Source organism: Streptomyces sp. NBC_00322, assembly GCF_036147535.1.
In the GTDB taxonomy this organism is placed as follows: Bacteria; Actinomycetota; Actinomycetes; order Streptomycetales; family Streptomycetaceae; genus Streptomyces.
This window is the reverse complement of record NZ_CP108019.1, coordinates 8438571-8457285: the sequence shown is the minus strand read 5'-3', so window position 1 is coordinate 8457285 and position 18715 is coordinate 8438571. Positions and strand designations below refer to the sequence as shown.

Here is an 18715-nt window from a genome sequence, read left to right as displayed (position 1 = left end):
GGTGACCGACACGGTCGTCCGAGTCGAGGCCCGGACGACCGTCAGGCGGGCGGCCTGCCCGGAATGCGGGTGCTGGTCGGGCCGAATACATGGTTCCTACCTGCGATTGCCCCGTGATCTGCCAGCGGCCGGCAAGTTCGTCGTGGTGTCGTTACGGGTGCGTCGGTTTGTTTGCACGGAGGACTCCTGTCCGCGCAAGACCTTCGCCGAGCAGGTGTCCGGGCTCACCCGCCGGTTCGGCCGACGGACCGAGCGGCTGCGATCGGCGTTGGTCTCGGTCGGTCTTGCGCTCGCGGGCCGGGCCCGCGCCCGGATGGCGGATGTCTTCGGGGCTCCGGTGAGTCGGAACACCTTGCTGAGGCTGGTCACCTCTCTGCCGGACCCGACCACCGCCGCGCCCCGTGTAGTCGGCGTGGACGAATACGCCCAGCGCAAGGGCCGGATTTACGGAACTGTGCTCGTCGACGTCGAGAGACGTCGTCCGATCGACCTCCTGCCGGACCGGGAGGCGGACACGCTGGCGGCCTGGCTCGCCGAGCGGCCTGGCATTGAGATCGTCTGTCGCGACCGCGCCCCCTTCTTCGCCGAAGGCGCCACCCGCGGTGCCCCGCAGGCTCTGCAGGTGGCCGACCGGTGGCATCTCTGGCACAGCCTGGGTGAAGCCGCTGAGAAATGTGTCTACCTGCACCGCAACTGTTTGCGCCCCACCCCGGCACCGCCGGACGAACCTCAGGAGGAGACGGAGTCGACCGCCGTATCACCCTGGCCGACAGGGCACCGGTTCGCCGAACGCACGCGCGCCAAGCACGCCACCATCCACGCGCTACTGGCAGCCGGCCACAGCAAGCGGTCCGCCGCCCGGCAGCTCAACATGACCCTCAACACCATCCTGCGTTTCTCCCGCGCCACCACCGCGGAGGAGATGTTCACCGGCCAGTGGCAAAGCCGCGCGACCAAGCTCGACGCCTACAAGCCCTACCTCGACCAGAGGTGGCAGGAAGGCTGCACCAACGCCTGGAGGCTGTGGGAAGAGATCAAGGCACAGGGCTATCCAGGCGGTTACGGCAGCGTCCGCGACTACGTCATCAGGACCCTGCGCGGCAAGCCTCAGCCGGTCGGGCCCCGGCCGCCATCAGCCCGCGCTGTCACACGCTGGATCCTCACCCACCCCGACGCTCTGAACGAGAGCGACCGGCTCCAGCTCAAGGCCGTCCTAACCAACTGCCCCGAACTGACAGTACTTGCCCAGCACGTGCGCTCCTTCGGCCATATGCTCACTCACCTGCAAGGCAGCGACCTGCCAGCATGGATCGAATCGGCCACCGCCACCACCGACCTGCCCACTGTCCGCCGGTTCGCCCAGCACCTCGAACGCGACATCGACGCCGTCATCGCCGGCCTCACACAGCCGTGGAACTCCGGTGTCGTGGAGGGCCATGTCAACCGGATCAAGATGCTCAAGCGCCAGATGTTCGGCCGCGCGGGATTTGAACTCCTCCGCAAGCGAGTCTTGTTGGCGTGACCGGCGCCACCGCACCACAAGAAGTGGATCGACACCGGAAGCAGCAATACTCGATTGCGACAGTCCTGGTGAGCTCGGTGAGATACGTCCATGGACAGTGCAACAGACGATGTGAATCAGGCAATCGCGGGTGAATTGCAGCTTATGGATCCGCATGTCCGTGCCTCGCGTGAACTCGCCAGCCAACTCCTCGACCCGCAGTTTGTGGAGGTGGGTGGGTCTGGGCGACGGTGGACGTACGAGGTCATGCTCGCCGAACTACCCAACCATCCGGGTAGTTCACTGAGTGGTCCCTGCTTCGAGCCCTCAGACATGTCGGGCGTGCTGCTGGCCCCGGGGCTGGTCCATCTGACGTTCGAGACCGTCCTCGGCGAGCGCAGGACCAGGCACAGTTCGATCTGGCGCAAGGGAGACGGAGCCGCGGGGTGGCGTATGTACTACCACCAAGCGACACGCGTGCCTCCCGGCGTGCAATAGGGCTCTACCAGAACCGAGTAGCCCAACGACTGCATAGTCGGGCGGCCTCAACTGCCAACGCATGAAGACCGGCGGTCACGCTGCGTACGCGGCCACAAGAAGTGGACCAGAGCCCGTTCTCGCGTACGTAGCCACGCGTTCGGTTTGCCGCGATTGTCGCCGCTCGCCTCAGCCCTGGAATCTCTCGGTGAGCGGTCCGCGCAGCGGCGGGAGCGAGCGGCGAGCCGACGGGGCGAGTGAGCGAGGTGCTGGGGACGGGCTGGGGGCCGGGAAGGACTGGACGAGGTGAGAGAGGGAAGACAGAGCGAGCAGGGCGCGCCGGGACGTCAGAACATCAAGCCTCTTCCTCCGACTATCGCGGAGAAAGAGGTGTCGGCGAGCGAAAAGGGCTTGCCCAAGGGGCCTGACCAGGCAAACACTCAAGATCCAGAAAGGGGGGGTTCACACCTCCGGCAGTACCTCCGGTGCCACCGTGGATCCCCCTGTGCAGGCAACTGTGCAGACACCTTTGGCTGCAACCCTCTTCCGGGTGCCCAGCAGGGGGCTTGCACAGAAGTCACCGGCCGCCCAAGTCGCCGAAGCGGCTGACGAACTCAGCCAGGTGCCGGCGCTGACGCCTCTCTTCAGCGAGCTGCCGGGCGAGCTGCGTCTCTTCACTCCCCAGACGGTTGTCGCAGGGAACGGGGGCGGGCTGCCTGCCCCACGGCCGGTCGGCACAGTGCAGTCGTAGGGTTCTGGCATGCCATTCTCAGCTCCGAAGCAATTCACGTCTGGGGGCGTGTTCTCGTCGCTGCCGCGACAGCGCACACGTCGGCGGCGGCTCGCCACGGCTACCGGAGCTGGTCTCGTCGTGATCGCCGGCGGCCTGTGGCTTCTGTTGGGTACCGGGCCCAAACCAGGCAACCACGCGCCCATGGCCATATGCGCCGTCGACAGCAACATCCTGCGCGCCGACGTGGACGCGGACGGACAACTGGACGAGATCCACGACCAAGGCGGCGACGGCACCGGCTCAGTGGTCTTCCAGAGAGACGATCACCGGACCGCGGTCAGCGTCGGCGATGCCCGCGGGTTTTGGCAGAAGCTGCGAGGCGTACCGGAGGAGGACATGGAGACGCGGGGCACCTTCGGCGACTTCGATGGCGACGGCTACCTCGATCTGGCTCTCTTCTACAGTCAGCGCGACGAGGGCGACGCTCCGCGGGACAACATGGTGGTGCATGAGGTGCACTACGGGCCTCTCGCCCGCGACCTGAGCAGTGACCGGACCGGCACCATCCGTATGAAGCACTCGACGTTCGTATACGGGGTGCGGGCCACCGACACCAATCACGACGGCCGCGCCGAGCTCCAGGTCTTCCAGTCAAGCGGGGATGGCGGCGTTTCCCGCTTTATCGGCCGGCAGGACGGCGGCGGGGTCTCTGTGAGCCATGAGGAGAGCGACTTCTACGGGGTGGCGGACTGGCCCGAACTCAAGCTCGGCTGGCTCGACTTCGGTGCCTGCGCAGATCGCTAGTGCTCCCGTGTGCGGACTGCCCTTATGGGGAGCTTCAGCAGCAAGTCAGAGATCCTCATCAGCGCGGTGAACGACAGCTGGCCAGTGAATGCTTCCCATGCCGGTACATGCACCCGTCCGGCGTTTCCGCAGGTCAGACGTTTGGGCAAGCCTGGTCGGTGGATGGGCAAGCCCCAGGCCGTCGCACTGTGACTGAGCACGCTGGTTGGCCGTCAGATACGGTGCTCACTCCACCGGCAAGTCGAGCGCCCGCCCGCCGACCTGTTGGCGGGCCTTCACGATCAACCGTGCTTCGATCAGGTGGGCATGGATAGCCACGGACCGTCTGCAGCGGGCGCGCGGCCGCATACCGGGGGACGGCGTCCGCGTCCGCCACCTCAGCACTCTGCCCGAGTGACTACTTGAGTGCATGCTCCCGCGCCCCCTGGCCAACTGCCCCGCTCAGTCACACGCGTTTGACTCAGCGCGCTACTTGGCCAGGCTTGCCAACCACGGCGCTCAGTCACTTTGCCTAGAAAGCGGTCGTAGGCGAAGGTCGCCGGGAAGGGCGATGGACTCGTTCTGGCGGGGCGGGATCGGTGTCCGGTAGAAGACGTCCGCGAGACTCGCAGCACCGGCCGGGAGGCGCGGCCAGGCTCAGAGCACGCCTCCCGCCTCGTCGTGGAACACCTCCGGCCAGTAGCAGTAGTCGTCCTCGCCCGTCGAGGGGAGGCAGGCGACCGGGTCCACCGACGAGAGGACCTCGGCCATCGTGTCGGCGAGCTGGTGGTAGAAGTCCTGGGTGAAGTCGTGCTCCTCGTCGAGCCGTTGCTCCCGGCTGTACATCCACATCGTGAACGCCAGCGTGGATATGTCGGCGTTGACCGGAGTCGTCGTGTCGTCACCGTAGAGGTGGTACGAGAGGAGCCCTGTGCGGCCGTCGATCACGACCTCGAAGTCATGGATCAGACTGCCCAGGCCGACCAGGTTGTCCGCGTCGGCCGGCATCCGGCAGGAGTCCTCGTCCATGGGGGTCGCGAGCTCCGCAAGTGTCCGGAGCAGGGATTCGTCGCGCCAGAGGCCGAACATGAGCTCCACTTTCGGGAGCCCAACTTCCGTGAGGAACCGTCGAGTCGGCTCGTGGACCAGGGCCGCGGGCAGCGCTGACGGTTCGATGCGCACCATCTGGTCCGGGCCGAACTCCTCGTCCAACAATCCCGTCGGCAGGTCCAGTCGAAGGCCCCCGCCCGGTCCCGCGACCAGAGCCAGCGGTCGGATGAGGGCGGCGATCCGCCAGAATGCAGGGATGGGATGCCCCCATGCGGATGGTGTGCCCGCACTGCCCCAGCCGTCGTGGCCCCAGTCCTCGTCGGAGAAGACCGACATCAGCAGGGCCGATGCCTCGGCCACCACGGCGGTGCCGGTCCGCACCGCCAGCGCGGCGAACCTGCCCCGCATCAACCGGAAGTCGTCCACGTGCGCGAGGAACCGCGCCAGGGCGTCGACGGAGGGGGCGAGAGGGATCACGTCGATCAGGCCGGGCGAGCCCTCGAAGAGGTACATGGTGAAGACCCGGCCCGTGGCCCCGTCGAGGACGACCTCCTGGGCGTCGTACTCCTCGCAGCGAAGGTGTCCGATCAGCAGCAGGTCCGCGATGTACGGATCGAGCTTGCCCGGGTCCGCCCCCTCGGCGAGCAGATCCGGGACAGGCACCACCCTGGACTCGGCAAGCGGCCCGAACCGGATCAGCCCGTGCTCCGCGGGCAGTCCGGGCCCGGTGAGGCGGCGGCGGGTCGCCTCGTGCGTGATGGACGCAGGGAGTGCGTGCGCGGGCACGACGATGCTGGTCGCGGACATGGATCCCCCGTGGTGCTGTGCCGTGATCTCTCTACGACCACCACGATAGGAACCACCACTGACAACGAGTCAGCGGCGAGCTGCGCGTGACGAAGTGCGTCCGGGAGACGCGGGAGAGCGCGAGCTGGGGGCCGCCGGGACTGGCCCGGCGGCCCTCCAGTGGTCGGTCATGTCAGCTTGAAGAAGAGCGTGTCTTGGGTGTACCAGTCGACGTTCTTCGTCGCGTACTCCCACTCATTGTGCTCGAAGTTGAGCTTGTCGATGAGCTCCTGGACGTCGTACCGAAAGTCCGGGTCCATTCGATCCAGGACGGCGCGGTAGGCGTCGGCGGCGGGCTTGGTCTTGGCCAGCGGCAGGTGGCCAATAGCCGGGTAGCCGTCTATCGAGTGCGGGACGTGGGGGAAGTCGTCGGGCAGCCCGCCGTAGAAGTAGCCGTGGGGCAGTAGGTCAGTCGGCACGCCGAGGCGGCGCATCTCATCGTCCACCAGGCCGAAGAACGTCGAGGGCTTGGAGTAGGTGCCCAGCTGGGAGGGGTCGGAAGCGTTGTGGTCGATGATGTGCTGCAAAGCGGAGTTGTAGGCGTTGCCCGCACACTCCGCGTCCGAATCGCTGCGCCCGGCGATGAGGTGATCGAGGGCGTCGGGGATGGACAGGCCCCAGTCGACGCCCTGGTGGTCGAGATCGTCCTGATGGGCCTGGGCATCTTTGCGCATGCCGTCGAGGCGGCGGCGCTGGTCCGCCCTGAGGTTGCCGTTGCTGCCCAGGTAGGCCAGGACGTCGGCCTTGTCGGCGGTCGAGTACGCAATGTTGTGACTCATGATCGCAATGGTGCCAAGAGGCACTGACATCTGGTCGTCGGTGGGTGGGAGTTGATCGGGGTCACTCCCCGGCGTGGCGCCACGCGCCGGGCACCACGACCGGGCTGCGGTGGCCGGGGCGGTGCCGCCGCCTCGAGGTGCGCAGCACCAAGGGCAAGGGAACCGGCAGCGCGGAGCGAGGAAGCACAGGGCGGAGCGCTGCCGGTTCCGCCTGCCGGGACCCGCAGCGCATGAGAGCGCGAAGCGCACACCCCGGACGGCCGCGGAGCGGCCACCGGGCACGCGGCGAGACGGGGGCAGCGCGAAGCCAACCGGAGCGCGGAGCGCTACCGCTTCCGGCTGCCGGACGTCGCGCGGGCGGTAAAGGTCGCCGGGGCCGGCGGTCGGGGCAGGAACAGCAGCGGGTGGTGCGGGGTAAAGCCGAAGTGGCCCAGATCGGCCGCGCGCTCCTCCTCGAAGAGCTGCGGCTCGGTCCACAGTCCGACGCAGACGACCAACCAGATGTGAGGAGAGTCCGGGTCGTTGCACAGCCACAGGTCGAACGTGCCCACCAGCAGGTGTTTCTCCCACTTCCAGACCTTCGCCCGCGGATCGAGGTCGTCGGCACCGTCCACGCGCAGTGGCAGCAGGGCCCGTTCGAACGGGGCGATCACATCGTCGTAGGCCGCCCGCAGGGCGCTGCTGCCGGCGTGGTCGTAGGTCCGCGCCCGGTCGGGGGTGATCTCCCATTCCAGACCGGGAGGCAGTTGCGTGGCCAGGTACTCGCGCAGCCGGTCGAGGGCGAGCGGGATGCCGACCGGGTTCCGTCGTGCGTGCCCGGCTGCGGGCAGGCGGACCCACCAGGCGTAGTAGGGGACGTCATCCTCGGAGGAGTCGTCGTCGCAGCAATCCTCGTACACGCAGCCCAGTGAGGCGGCCAGATCCGTCATCGGCTGCCGGGTTAGCTCGGCCAGGTCCGGCTCCGCCCCGGCGCGCTGTTCGGGGTCGTCGACGTTGATCCGCCACACCACCCACTCGAATTCGTCCCAGTCGGTCATGTCTCGGCCCTTGCTTCGTCTTGGCGAAGGGCCAGTACATCAGGGACGATGTCGGGCTGTTCACGAGTGGGGATGACGTGCATCAACGAGGCCACTTGGAGATCGCTTTTGCGCCGGCCCCGGGCCGGGCGGGGCAGGACATCCCGCGTCCCGGCGGATCGTAGACCCGCCGGGACGCGCTGTCGGTCAGTCGATCCGCTTGGGCATCACGATCCGGCTCGCCCGCTCCCCCGGCCCCGAGATCAGGCACCACGTCCCGCGATCCAGGATGCCGTCCCCCTCGGGGCGGGCGTCCACCGTGTCGGGGAAGGTCACCTCGGCTGCCAACAGGTCGAAGTCCAGCGGCAGTTCCAGATCGCATTCCGCGCCGCCGTGAGGGTCCTCGATGAAGCCCTCGCGGCCCGGCACGTACCGGTTGCCGTGGGCGAGCAGCAGCTCGACCACGGGCAGCAGGTTGCGCCAGGGCTCCGCGCTGTCCGGATTCCCGGGGGCGATCTCAATCATCGTGTGGACCTGCCGTTGCGTGCGGTTGCGGGTGCGCGGTCAGGGGTGTTGGAAGCCGCGGTCGGGGTCGCGGGCCAGGTCGGGGTCGAAGGGGGTGAACCAGTCGAGCGGGGCAAGGTCGACCATGCCCAGAGGCTGGTTGACCTCGCTGCCGCGGTCTTCGACACCGTCGAGGGCCGGGTCGAACAGTCCGGAGCATCGGGACCGCCGTCTAGGAAGTCGTTGCCGGGACCTGCCCGGAGTGTGTCGACGCCATCGCCGCCGTCGAGGTCGTCGTTGCCGACTGCAGGTCCGAAGGTCCTGTTGTTGTCGAAGTTGGTGTTGTCGCCGAAGATCACGTCGTCCCCTCCGCGGCCGGAGATCACATCACGAACGGCGGTCCGGGGAGCGGCGTTCACGGAAGAGTCGCCGACGAGAAGGTCGCCGCGGGAAAAGGGGTCCTCGGGGGCATCGTCGCCGCCGATGATCCGGTCGTTGCCGGAGCCGAACGCGGTCCCGCCCTGGCGACGGTTATGGATGTTGTGATCTCCGATCGCAAACTGGTCGACGCCGCTTCCCAAATCCAATAGATCATCTCCGCCGCTTCCGCGTGCGTTCCGCCCACTGTCGCAGTCCCCGACCAGCTCGTCGTCGGTGCCGGGGCCTCCCAGGAGAACGTCGTCTCCTGCGCCCTCTGCGTCCCCGGTGACCGAGAGGTGAAGCCGATGCCGCGTTCACACAGGGCCGACGCGATGGCGATGAGGTCCCGGAGCGGCTGCGAGGGAGCGCCGGCTTGAGTGCTGGGTCGTGCGGCCGGTCCGTTCATCCCTGGGGCGTGTCCGGTTGCGGAGGGGCGTCGATGCGGGCATCCCGATGCCCGGACCGCTGCGGGTCCGGCTGAGCCAGGCGGTGGTGCCGAGCAACTCGCGTTTGATGGTGGCGAAGAACGACTCGGCGAGCGCGTTGTCCCAGCACTGACCGGTGCGACCGACCGAAACAGCGGAACGCCCAACTGGATGGCCAGGGATGTGAATTGCTCGCTGGTGTACCGGCAACCGCGATCTACGTCTTGTCCCGGCTGCCTGGATCGCAACCGGCTTGCCATCGACGACCGCCGTCGCTACCGCCATAACCGGGCTTTGTGGCCGGTCAGGACGGGCGGAGCCGGGAGCCCAGCAGAGAGCCGGTCCCCATCAGCCAACCAGCCAACCAGGACGAGCCCCAGGCCGCGGGGCATCGAGCCCGTCGGCCAGGTACCCGGCGACGCTGCACGCCTATCTGTCGACCGATCCCATGGGGACGCGGATGGCGTGGCGAGCGCGCCTCCGACTCATCGTCGGGTTGAGGAACCACGTGCGGGCAGAGGCCAGCCACCAGCACGCGGCGAACCCGAGCACGACCAGGACGGCGATGGGGGCGTAGTTGAACGTCTCCATTGTGACGGGGCTAACCTGCGGCATCATGAACAGCCCCGTGATGAAGCACACCCAGATCACCGCGATGGTGCCGACCAGGCGGCTGGCCCGGCCCAGGTGCCACGGACCGCGCTCGAAGTCGTGGCCCCGGCGAAGGCGCAGGTAGGTCGGGATGACGTAGGCGATGTACAGGCCGATCACCGCAATCGAGGTGACGGCGGCGTACGCGGTGACATTGATCAGGTAGGGCAGGCCGAGGGCCAGCGCGCCGAGCGCGGCGAGCCAGACCGCGTTGGTGGGGGTGCGGGTGTTCGGGTTGATGCGGTGCCAGATGTGGGAGAACGGGAGCGCTCCGTCGCGGGAGAAGGCGTAGATCATCCGACTGTTCGCGGTGACGGAGGCCATGCCGCAGAACAGCTGGGCGCCGATGGCTATCAGCAGCAGCATCTTGCCGCCGGCCACGCCGACGGCGTCCATGAAGATCTGCGCCGGGGGGACACCGGTGGAGCTGGACAGGGCCGCATCGTAGTCCTGAATCGCGAAGGTCAAGCCCACCAGGAGCACGAAACCAACGACCCAGGAGACCCAGATGGACCGGATGATGCCGCGCGGCCCGGCCACGGCGGCGTTGTTGGTCTCCTCCGTCATGTGGGCGCTCGCGTCGTAGCCGGTGAAGGTGTACTGGGCCATCAGTAGCGACAGCATGCCGACGTAGAAGGTGGAGTGCCAGCCGGTGTTATTCACGAAGGTCCCGAACACGAAGTGCGCTGACTGGTGCCGCTCGGGCAGGAAGGCGAGCGCACCGACGATGACGAGGACGCCGACGATGTGCCACCACACGCTGAAGCTGTTGAGGAAGGCCACCAGGCGTACGCCGAAGGTGTTGATCAGCCCATGCAGGGCCAGGATCGCGGCGAAGAGGATCACGGTGTGTACGGAGGTGGCAGCGAACCCGAACTGCAGGTCCAGATAAGCATTGAGGAACGACGCCGCGCCGAAGTCGACGCCGGCGGTGACGGCGACTTGCCCGAGCACGTTGAACCAGCCGGTGAACCATGCCCAGGCGGCCGCCGTACGGGGCGGGGCCAGTTTGTGCGCCCAGAAGTACAGGCCGGCCGAGGTGGGATAGCTGGAGCACACCTCTGCCATGGCCAGGCCGACGAAGAGCGTCATCAGGCCGACCGCGACCCAGCCCCAAATGATCATCGCGGGGCCGCCGGTGTTCATGCCGAACCCGTACAGCGTCAGGCAGCCGGCCAGGATGGAGATGATGGTGAACGAGACGGCGAAGTTGGAGAAGCCGGACATCCGCCGGGCGAGGACCTGGGTGTAGCCGAGTTGACGTAGGCGTTCCTCGTCCGAGGTGGCGGAGACGTCGAGTGGCATGGGGAATGCTTCCTTCCAAGCAGGAATGGGACACATACAACGCGAACAGTGGGAAACTGGCCGACCTTGGGATCACCGGGCTCAGCCAGGGACGATCGCTTTCTGGGCCCAGCCCCGATGGCGCAGGAACAGCTGGGTCGGATCTCCGCAGTACGCCCACGGCAGGCGCGCGGCGTACCGTCCGATCGCGTCGAAGACCTCGAATGCCTCCGCGTGGCGATTGGCGTAGGACAAAGCGTGTGCCAGGTAGTTGGCGTCGTCCATGAAGTGGGCATGCGGCTGCGGTGCTCGGTAGCGCCACCAACCGTTCAGGACTCGGTCGATGTCCGGGCAGTCCAGCCACGGATGGATAATCAGCCCGTACGACCTGCTGTTCTGTTCCATCCGGATGCGGTGGGACTCGGCGTGAGCAACCAGGAGCAGCACCGGGATGGGCGTGCCCCGCGGAGCGGAGCTCGTCAGCTCGTAGGCCCAGTCGTGCATCTCGGTGGCGGAGCCGTGGTTGCACCCGAAGACGTAGGTGAGCAGCTCGTGGTGTGCCTCCCGGTTGTACGGGTCGCGCGCCCGCACCTCCTGCCAGACTTCCGAGAGTGTCTCCCGGTCGGGGCAGTGCACGCGCAGCAGCGCCATGAGCACCACCCAGGGAGAGGGGTCCGCCGGCCACGCTTCGGCGGCCTCGTGGCAAGTCCGCCAGGCCTGCTCCAGCAGTGCCCGACCGTCCTCCGGGCCGACGACGATGGAGCGCAGGGCCTGAACGTGGGCGAGCATCGCCAGGGCATCAGGGCTCGTCCGCTCCGCGTTGGCCCAGGTCTCCGCCCATCGCAGGCTGACCGCGCCATGGGCGAGGACTTGCAGCCGGAAGATCCGGCGATCCCAGTCCTGGCCGGTGGCTTCGAGTAGATCGCGGGCGGCCTCCCAGCGGCCCATGGCGGTGTCCTCGCACACGCCGCGCAACGTTCGATCATCCCGTGCCGGGTGGCCGTCAAGCACAGTGCCGGGAGCGTGGCCAAATCTCCTGAACATCAGGCCCCTTGAGCAGAGAAGGGCAAGGGGTACCGCGCTAACGCCCTGACGTCGAGGCGAAGTCCTCCAGCGCTGGTTGCGCCCGCACCATTAAGATCAGGCGGCGACGGAAGCGAGCGGGGTTCCTCAGCCGAAGAGGCAACCGGTGAGATAAACCTCCTCGAAGTCGGTCCTACTGCACGGCGGGCGACATCCATTCCAACGGGGGTCGTGGTCACGCCGCCGGTGACAGGTCGGGTGGGGCTCAAGGGTGGGGTCCCATCTGCGGTCGGCTGGAACAACTCTGCTCAGTGGTCAAAGACTTCGCGTCAGGCAAAAGGGCGGCCAGATGGGCGTTCAGGACACGCCGCTGGCGCGGGGTACGGGGGAAGGAGCGGGGCACAACGTTCTCCACAACTATCGAGTGACTCTCTGCACTCGGTTGCACTCAAGCGTCCTTGGGTCGCGCGGCCGGCATCACGCCGATCTCTCCTGAGAGAACCGGAGGAGTGGGGCGGGTTCGGGGTGAGCCTCGTCGGCGTGCGTCAGGGAGTACGCGACTCTCAACGTGTTCTGCACTCGTCAAAGGAGATCCGAAGTTTCCACTCATGGCAATGGCCGCAAGCGACATTGCATCAGTGGGGGGATGTTGGCGTCACACATTGTCTTGCCCAACGCCTTGCTCACCAACGCGGTCATCCTCCCCAACGCCCCAGGTCGCCGAGATCGTCCGCCAGCTGTTGGAAGAGGGCTGGGAGATCGATCCCGGAGACCTGGCCCAGATCTCGCAATACCTGACCGAGCACATCCTGCGGCTCGGCGAGTACTCCACCCACGAACTCGGCATCCAGCGCGACGCGTACGACCCGGAGCTGCACGTGGACTTCACCCAGCTCCGCGACGGGCGCCTGACCGCCGAAGGACTCGGTCAGGCCGCCTGAACCAGCTGCACGGGCCAGGCCGGCGCTGGGCTGACGAGCTCACTGCTCTACGGCAGCATCGGGCGTCGGGGGCGTCTGGGTGCGGTATGAGCGGCCGAGTTCCGGGCCGAGCCCGAAGTAGTGGCGGAAGTTGTAGATGAGCGGGCTCCAGGCGGCGGGGTCGACATGGTCCGTGCCGGGAACGACGATACGAGGGTCGGCGTGCACTTCCGTACGACGGCCTCAACGATGACGAATGCTCCGGAGACGTCCGGCCGCACCTGCTCAGCGCGCGCCTCCAACTGTATGTGGCATTCGGCGACGCGCCCGGGACATCCGGTACTTCACATACTCACTGTCGCTGTGATGGATCAGCTGTCCGGGCTGGTGCGGACTGCCCTCCCGGTCGCGCTCCCAGAATCCCATCTCCAGTGCGGTCAAGACCAGTTCGGTGTGTGTTGGTCGTGGCTGCGGACCAGCCGACGATGCGGCGGGAGAAGGTGTCAACGACGAACGCGACGTAGACGACACCGGCCCAGGTGGCGATGTGGGTGAAGTCCGAGACCCAGCAGCGGTCGGCGCCTGGGCGAGGAAGTCCCGGTCGACCAGGTCGCGGGCCCGGCTGGCGGCCGGGTCGCTGACCGTAGTGATGACCTTCTTGACCCGGACGGCGCCGGCGAGCCCGAGCTCGCGCATCAGGCGCTCGATGGTGCACCGGGCCACCTCATGACCTTGCCGGTTTGTCTGGTCCTGGCAGTCGCACTTGCACAGTGTCTCCGTCGTCCCGATCCCCAGCTTGGCGGCGACCGCCTTCGTCGCGGACCACCCGGTGTCGTACTCAGGCCGCACCCCGGCGACCATGCGGACCACGCGTTGCGCAGCCAAAGGGGTAGGGGAAAGGACGGGCATAACCCGGTCCTCTCAAACGGTGGAGTCCCTACCGAACCCGGAACCGTCCATTATCAGCCTGGGCTTTCGGCGGGTGGTGTTCCGGTTCCGCGGTTACGGCGAGAGGGCGGTACGGACATGGTGTCCGTACCGCACGTTGGCTGCTGCTGAGTTTGGCTGGTTAGAGGACCTTGGAGAGGAAGGCCTTGGTGCGGTCGTGCTGCGGGTTGTTCAGGACCTCGCGGGGGTGGCCGGACTCGACCACGACACCGTCGTCCATGAACACCAGCGCATCGCCGACCTCACGTGCGAAGCCCATCTCGTGCGTGACGACGATCATCGTCATGCCCTCTTCGGCGAGGCCGCGCATCACGTCGAGCACCTCGCCCACCAGCTCCGGGTCGAGCGCCGAGGTGGGCTCGTCGAAGAGCATCAGCTTCGGCTCCATCGCCAGCGCGCGGGCGATGGCGACGCGCTGCTGCTGACCGCCGGACAGCTGGGTGGGGTAGTGCTTGCCCTTGTCGCCCAGGCCCACCCGGTCGAGCAGACGCTCGGCGCGAGCACGGGCCACGGCCTTGGACTCGCCCTTGACCTGTATCGGCGCTTCCATGACGTTCGCCAGGGCGGTCATGTGCGGGAAGAGGTTGAAGCGCTGGAAGACCATGCCGATGTCCCGGCGCTGGGCCGCGACCTCGCTGTCCTTCAGCTCGTAGAGCTTCTCGCCCTTCTGGCGGTAGCCCACCAGCTGGCCGTCGACCGACAGCCGGCCGGCGTTGATCTGCTCCAGGTGGTTGATGCACCGCAGGAACGTCGACTTGCCGGAACCGGAGGGGCCGACCAGGCAGAACACCTCCTGCGGAGCGACCTCGAGATCGATGCCCTTGAGGACGTGGGCCAGACCGTACGACTTGTGTACGCCCTCGGCCTTCACCATGGCGGTCATGTCACACCCCCCTGGGGCTGCTGCGGAACGACAGGTTCTTCTTGATCTTCTGCCACGGCGTGAGCGGTAGCTGGCGCAGAGAACCGCGGGCGTAGTACCGCTCCACATAGTACTGGCCGACGCTGAAGACGCTGGTCAGAGCCAGGTACCAGACCGAAGCGACCAGCAGCATCTCCATGACCGCGAAGGACGTGGAGCCGATGTTCTGCGCCGCGCGCAGCAGCTCGGTGTACTGCACCGCGGACACCAGCGAGGAGGTCTTGAGCAGGTTGATGAACTCGTTGCCGGTCGGCGGCACGATCACCCGCATCGCCTGCGGAAGAACGATCCGCCGCATGGTCCTGCTGCTGGACATGCCCAGCGCGTGCGAGGCCTCGGTCTGGCCCTCGTCGACCGACTGGATGCCGGCCCGGACGATCTCGGCCATGTAGGCGCCCTCGTTCAGGCCCAGCCCCAGCAGGGCCACCACGAACGGGGTCATCACGTCGACCATCTCGTCCTTGTAGAACCCGAGGTTCAGGACGGGGAAGATCAGCGCGAGGTTGAACCACAGCAGCAGCTGCACGAACACCGGAGTGCCGCGGAAGAACCAGATGTACAGCCAGGCCACCGCACCTGTGACCGGGTTCTTCGAGAGCCGCATGACGGCGAAGACGACACCCAGTACCAGGCCGATGAGCATCGACAGCACGCTGATCAGCAGCGTGTGCCACATGCCGGTGACGATTCGGGGGTCGAAGATGAAGTCCCCGACCGTGCCCCAGTTGACGTCGCCCTGAGAGAACGAATAGACCAGCAGGGCCAGCAGCGCCAGGACCACGACGCCGCTGATCCAGCGGCCCCAGTGCCGTACCGGGATGGCCTTGATCTGCTCAGGGTGTGACGCCACCTTGACGACCGCTGAGTCCTTTGGGGGCTCGTCGGCAGGCGTCTTGTCGAACTTGTCAGTCACAGTGACTGCCCTTCAGTGAAACGCTTGAGGCGGACGGCAGGGATTACTTGCCGGCGTTGATCGTCGCCTCGGTGACGGCGCTGTTCTTGACGTCCCACTTCTCCAGGACCTTGTTGTACTCGCCGTTCTTGATGATCGCGGTCAGGGCTTCCTTGAGCGCGTCGCGCAGCTGGGCGTTGTCCTTGTCGACAGCGATGCCGAACGGGCCGGCCTCGGTCTGGTCGCCGGCGACCTCGAAGTCGTTGCCGCCGCCCGCGGTCTTCGCGATGTACGCGGAAACCGGGTAGTCGTTGAGGTCGGCGACCGCGCCGCCGGACTTCACGCGGGTCTGGGCCTCGGCGTCGGTGTCGAACGCCTCGATCGTGAGCTTGCCCTTGCCGTCCTTGCTGCACTTGGCGGCCTGGGTCTTGAAGGTCTCTTCGTAGATCGTGCCGCGCTGGACGGCCACCTTCTTGCCGCACAGGTCGTCGAACGACTGGATCTTCTCCGGGTTGCCCTTCTTGACCAGGAGCGAGACGCCGGAGGTGAAGTAGTCGACGAAGTCGACGCCCTCGCCGACCTTCTTGCCCTTGTCGTCCAGGCCCTGCTGGCGGGCCTTGGTGTCGCTCATGGACGACATGATGATGTCCTGGCGGCCGGTGTTCAGCGACGAGATCAGGCCGTCGAAGGTGCCGTTGACGAACTGGAGTGTGACGCCCAGCTCCTTGCCGAGCGCGGCGGCGATGTCGGGGTCGACACCGACGATCTTGCCGCCCTCCTCGAACTCCATCGGTGCGTAGGCGGCGTCCGTGCCGACCTTGATCACCTTGGAGTCCTGGTACTTCTTCGGCAGCTTGCTGAACAGCGCGGCGCTGCTCTCGGAGGTGCCCGTGGACTCCTTGGAGCCCGAGGCGGTCTGGTCACCACAGGCGGTGAGCATCAGCGACCCGGCGACCGCGATCGCCCCGACCGCGGCGACACGGGATTGGGAGGCGGTCTTACGACAGGTGTTGCTTGCGGTCATGATCGGGGTCCTTTGGCGGTGATTGGGCGCAGTCGCTGAGGGGCGAGTGTGTCTTCGAGTGAGCGGCGTTGTGCAAGGCGCGACTGCCTCCCTTCAGCAGGCAGGCGTGCTCGGATGGCAGGCGAACCAAGCGCCACGACCGGACGATGCGGTGATCGCACCATGCCGGGCCATGCGGGGCCCTGGCGGTACCGGGGCATGGCGGCTGGCGTGCGACCCCCAACGGATGCACCGAGCTTCGGGATCGCCGCCGCTCTTCGTCCTGCCCGAGACCCTACGAGGACTCGATGCCGTCTGACATGCGTATTTATTGCGTGTGAAGCTCTGATCATTGCGCAAAATGGACGCTTAGCGGTTGATCGCTGCGTGGGCCACGACACCCACCGTTCCCGCACTGCGTGGCGGTCGGACCCGTCCTCTACGAGGCACTGTCCCCGGCGCCGACAACGACGGTGCCCGTCGGCGTTCTGTACATCACGTGACACATGACGTCCCAGTGCGACCCTCGCTTCCTCCTCGCCTGACCGGCTCGACGGATTAGGTCGGCGGTCGGCGGTGTTACGGAGGCGCCGGATGGCGTGATTCTCGTGCGGCTCTCTGTACGCCGTCGGCGGCCGCTCAGCACCGTGGCCCGCAAGGCAACCTGTCCCAGCGGCGTCCGGACCCCCTCCCTGGGCCGAGGAGGCGCCTGCGTAACCTTGTCGGCCAGACCCGCCGCTGGGCGACTGGCCCGCTTACCCGGCGTAAAGCAGGGCCCCCAACAAGCGATGCCGTTGCAGTGGGAGTGCCGCAACCGAGGAAGGACAACTGCCGCCTGAGCATTCGGAGTTGGCGAACCAGTACGTCAGCAGGTCCTTGCCCCCCGAGGCACGCGAAGACATCCGCATCAGGTTGGAGGCGACCGTAGACGAGCAGCAGCAGATCGGCCGCGGTGCCCCGAACGGTCGCGTCGGCGGCGATTTCCGCTCCCGCGACATCAGCGTCGAGCCGAAACCGTCCGGCCGCACGCGGACCAGCCAGTCGCCGTTCCGTCAGTGCACCGGGAGCCGATGGTCTCGCCGTCTCCGGTCAGGCTCGCCACGTTGGAACCTGCGCGGATTGGTTGGGATGGGGGCTCTGCGGGCCTGGAACGGGTCATGTCGGCGCGGGCTGCTGGGGGTTCGTCGGTTTCTTCAGGTAGTTCTATTCAACTGTGCGACGGGATGCGTTGGTTGGGCGGTGGTGTCTCGGCGGGGGGTTGCATGTGGGTCATGTCTGATGATCTGCATGTTGACGGTGTTGGTGCTGGATCTGGCGGGGTGTATGGGAGGTTGGGCGATCCTGCGTTCTTGGTGAACGCCGACCCGGAGGAGGTTTGGGGCCGCGGCGCACTACGGGCGCCACGAGCTCGTGATCGGCCGCCGCGAACAGATTGACCGCAGCGGCGTTCTGCCCGGCGCTCCCGCTCACCTCTGTGAACGGCATCCGCAACCGGGCTGTCGGATCAGGCTCGGCTGTCAGTGCCGTGATCGTCGCCTCAGTGAACCGCCGTTCCCACAGTTCAAGGCCGCCACGACGAGTGCATCGCGGTTGGCGAAATGCCAGTAGAAGCTGCCCTCGCCCAGCCATCCCCAGCAAGTCGCCGTCGCCCTTGCTCCACATCCATACGCTACCGTACGGCCAACACCATACGCTCCCGTATGGGAGGCTCGCACAAGGAAAGGAGACGTCGTGCAGAACATCCACCGCCGCACCGTCGACGCGCCCGCCGCCGACGTCGGCGCCCTTCTGGACCAGCTGGGTACCCCGCACGACCGGATATGGCCCATCCCGGCCTGGTCGCCGCTGCGCCTCGACGCCGGCCTGGCCTTCGGCTCGCGCGGCGGACACGGAAGGATCCGCTACTCGGTGGCCGAGTACGAGCCCGGAAGAAGAGTGCGGTTCACCTTCGCTCCCGGACTTGGCATCAACGGCTATCACGAATTCCTCGTCACCCCCGATGGGCCGATGCGCTGTCAGATCTCGCACACTCTCGCAGGACGCACATACGGCAGGATGGGCCTGATGTGGCCGTTGGTGATCCGCTGGCTGCACGAAGCCCTCCTGCACGACGCGTTCGACAACATCCAGCGCGCGGCAACGAACCACCTGCCCCACCCGGCCCGCTGGTCGATCTGGGTCCGCTTGCTGCGCCTCGTGTTCGCGCCGCGTCACCAGTGAAGCCGACCCACTGAGGACCCACCGAAAAATGTGTCGGCCACACACGGTTACGAACGAGCCACCCAACCGGAGAACTCGTGACAGTTGAATACGCGAGCTCATCAGTACCGGGGCCGGAGTTGCCACGCCCGTGGACACGGCCCGAGTTGGCGCGCGTTCTGGTTGTCAGCGACTTTCTGGGCTGAGGGCCTGCCGCAGACGTCCGACGGATCGCGCTGCTCTTGTTGGCCCTCGGGGGCTACGTCGACGGTACGAAGACACCATTCGGGCTGAGGACCCGGGATGCCTGATCTGATCTGCCCCGATGGCGGGACAGTA

17 protein-coding genes and 2 pseudogenes are annotated in these 18715 nt (G+C 66.9%); 5 read left to right on the top strand and 14 right to left on the bottom strand.

Annotated features, from left to right (window positions below; all coding sequences use genetic code 11):
- Nucleotide 1: 1 nt before the first annotated feature.
- The 3 genes from OG905_RS38430 to OG905_RS38420 all read left to right on the top strand — a co-directional run bounded on the left by OG905_RS38430 (nucleotide 2) and on the right by OG905_RS38420 (nucleotide 3515).
- Nucleotides 2-1522, top strand: coding sequence for an ISL3 family transposase (locus tag OG905_RS38430; protein WP_328681841.1), 1521 nt, complete (start codon nucleotides 2-4; stop codon nucleotides 1520-1522).
- Between the two features lie 90 nt (nucleotides 1523-1612).
- Nucleotides 1613-1999, top strand: a complete 387-nt coding sequence (locus OG905_RS38425; RefSeq protein WP_328681839.1) for a nuclear transport factor 2 family protein — start codon at nucleotides 1613-1615, stop codon at nucleotides 1997-1999.
- A gap of 913 nt (nucleotides 2000-2912) precedes the next feature.
- Entirely contained in the window at nucleotides 2913-3515 is a 603-nt protein-coding gene (locus OG905_RS38420; RefSeq protein ID WP_328681837.1) for a hypothetical protein, read from the top strand.
- Between the two features lie 636 nt (nucleotides 3516-4151).
- Here the strand turns inward: OG905_RS38420 and OG905_RS38415 are convergent.
- The 7 genes from OG905_RS38415 to OG905_RS38385 all read right to left on the bottom strand — a co-directional run bounded on the left by OG905_RS38415 (nucleotide 4152) and on the right by OG905_RS38385 (nucleotide 11435).
- Nucleotides 4152-5351, bottom strand: a complete 1200-nt coding sequence (locus OG905_RS38415; RefSeq protein WP_328681836.1) for an SUKH-4 family immunity protein — start codon at nucleotides 5349-5351, stop codon at nucleotides 4152-4154.
- Nucleotides 5352-5518: 167 nt separating this feature from the next.
- On the bottom strand, nucleotides 5519-6169 hold the full coding sequence (locus OG905_RS38410; protein ID WP_328681834.1) for a DUF7691 family protein: 651 nt from the start codon (nucleotides 6167-6169) through the stop codon (nucleotides 5519-5521).
- 326 nt (nucleotides 6170-6495) lie between these two features.
- Nucleotides 6496-7206: a hypothetical protein gene (locus OG905_RS38405; RefSeq protein WP_328681832.1), complete on the bottom strand. Its 711-nt coding sequence runs from the start codon at nucleotides 7204-7206 to the stop codon at nucleotides 6496-6498.
- A 186-nt stretch (nucleotides 7207-7392) separates the two neighbouring features.
- Nucleotides 7393-7710: a hypothetical protein gene (locus tag OG905_RS38400; protein ID WP_328681830.1), complete on the bottom strand. Its 318-nt coding sequence runs from the start codon at nucleotides 7708-7710 to the stop codon at nucleotides 7393-7395.
- Nucleotides 7707-8276 carry a hypothetical protein gene (locus tag OG905_RS38395; RefSeq protein WP_328681828.1) on the bottom strand — a complete coding sequence of 190 codons (570 nt, stop codon included), beginning with the start codon at nucleotides 8274-8276 and terminating at the stop codon, nucleotides 7707-7709. Before OG905_RS38395 ends, OG905_RS38400 begins: the two co-directional genes overlap by 4 nt.
- 687 nt (nucleotides 8277-8963) lie before the next feature.
- Entirely contained in the window at nucleotides 8964-10490 is a 1527-nt protein-coding gene (locus OG905_RS38390; protein WP_328681826.1) for an amino acid permease, read from the bottom strand.
- Between the two features lie 81 nt (nucleotides 10491-10571).
- Entirely contained in the window at nucleotides 10572-11435 is an 864-nt protein-coding gene (locus tag OG905_RS38385; RefSeq protein ID WP_328681823.1) for a hypothetical protein, read from the bottom strand.
- Nucleotides 11436-12232: 797 nt separating this feature from the next.
- Between OG905_RS38385 and OG905_RS38380 the strand changes: the two genes are divergently transcribed.
- Complete coding sequence (locus OG905_RS38380; protein ID WP_328681822.1) at nucleotides 12233-12433, top strand: hypothetical protein; 201 nt, start codon at nucleotides 12233-12235, stop codon at nucleotides 12431-12433.
- A 39-nt stretch (nucleotides 12434-12472) separates the two neighbouring features.
- On the opposite strand, the pseudogene OG905_RS38375 reads toward OG905_RS38380, so the two are convergent.
- From OG905_RS38375 to OG905_RS39270, 7 genes and pseudogenes are all read right to left on the bottom strand, one after another.
- Nucleotides 12473-12744 (bottom strand): annotated as a pseudogene (locus tag OG905_RS38375) (flavin reductase family protein); the annotation flags it as partial.
- 20 nt (nucleotides 12745-12764) lie between these two features.
- Nucleotides 12765-13127 carry a DDE-type integrase/transposase/recombinase gene (locus tag OG905_RS39275; protein WP_443044115.1) on the bottom strand — a complete coding sequence of 121 codons (363 nt, stop codon included), beginning with the start codon at nucleotides 13125-13127 and terminating at the stop codon, nucleotides 12765-12767.
- Nucleotides 13079-13273: pseudogene (locus OG905_RS38365) on the bottom strand (hypothetical protein); the annotation flags it as partial. The pseudogene OG905_RS38365 and the gene OG905_RS39275, both read right to left, overlap by 49 nt.
- 208 nt (nucleotides 13274-13481) lie before the next feature.
- The gene (locus OG905_RS38360; protein ID WP_328668337.1) at nucleotides 13482-14243 is read right to left on the bottom strand and encodes an amino acid ABC transporter ATP-binding protein; all 762 of its coding nucleotides are present in this window, start codon (nucleotides 14241-14243) and stop codon (nucleotides 13482-13484) included.
- A gap of 1 nt (nucleotide 14244) precedes the next feature.
- A complete protein-coding gene (locus OG905_RS38355; protein ID WP_328668336.1) occupies nucleotides 14245-15195 on the bottom strand; it encodes an amino acid ABC transporter permease in 951 nt (316 codons plus the stop codon).
- 43 nt (nucleotides 15196-15238) lie between these two features.
- Entirely contained in the window at nucleotides 15239-16198 is a 960-nt protein-coding gene (locus tag OG905_RS38350; RefSeq protein ID WP_328681821.1) for an ABC transporter substrate-binding protein, read from the bottom strand.
- 618 nt (nucleotides 16199-16816) lie between these two features.
- A complete protein-coding gene (locus tag OG905_RS39270) occupies nucleotides 16817-17218 on the bottom strand; it encodes a hypothetical protein (RefSeq protein WP_443044114.1) in 402 nt (133 codons plus the stop codon).
- Nucleotides 17219-17908: 690 nt separating this feature from the next.
- Between OG905_RS39270 and OG905_RS38345 the strand changes: the two genes are divergently transcribed.
- Complete coding sequence (locus OG905_RS38345) at nucleotides 17909-18397, top strand: SRPBCC family protein (RefSeq protein ID WP_328681820.1); 489 nt, start codon at nucleotides 17909-17911, stop codon at nucleotides 18395-18397.
- Nucleotides 18398-18715: the final 318 nt, after the last annotated feature.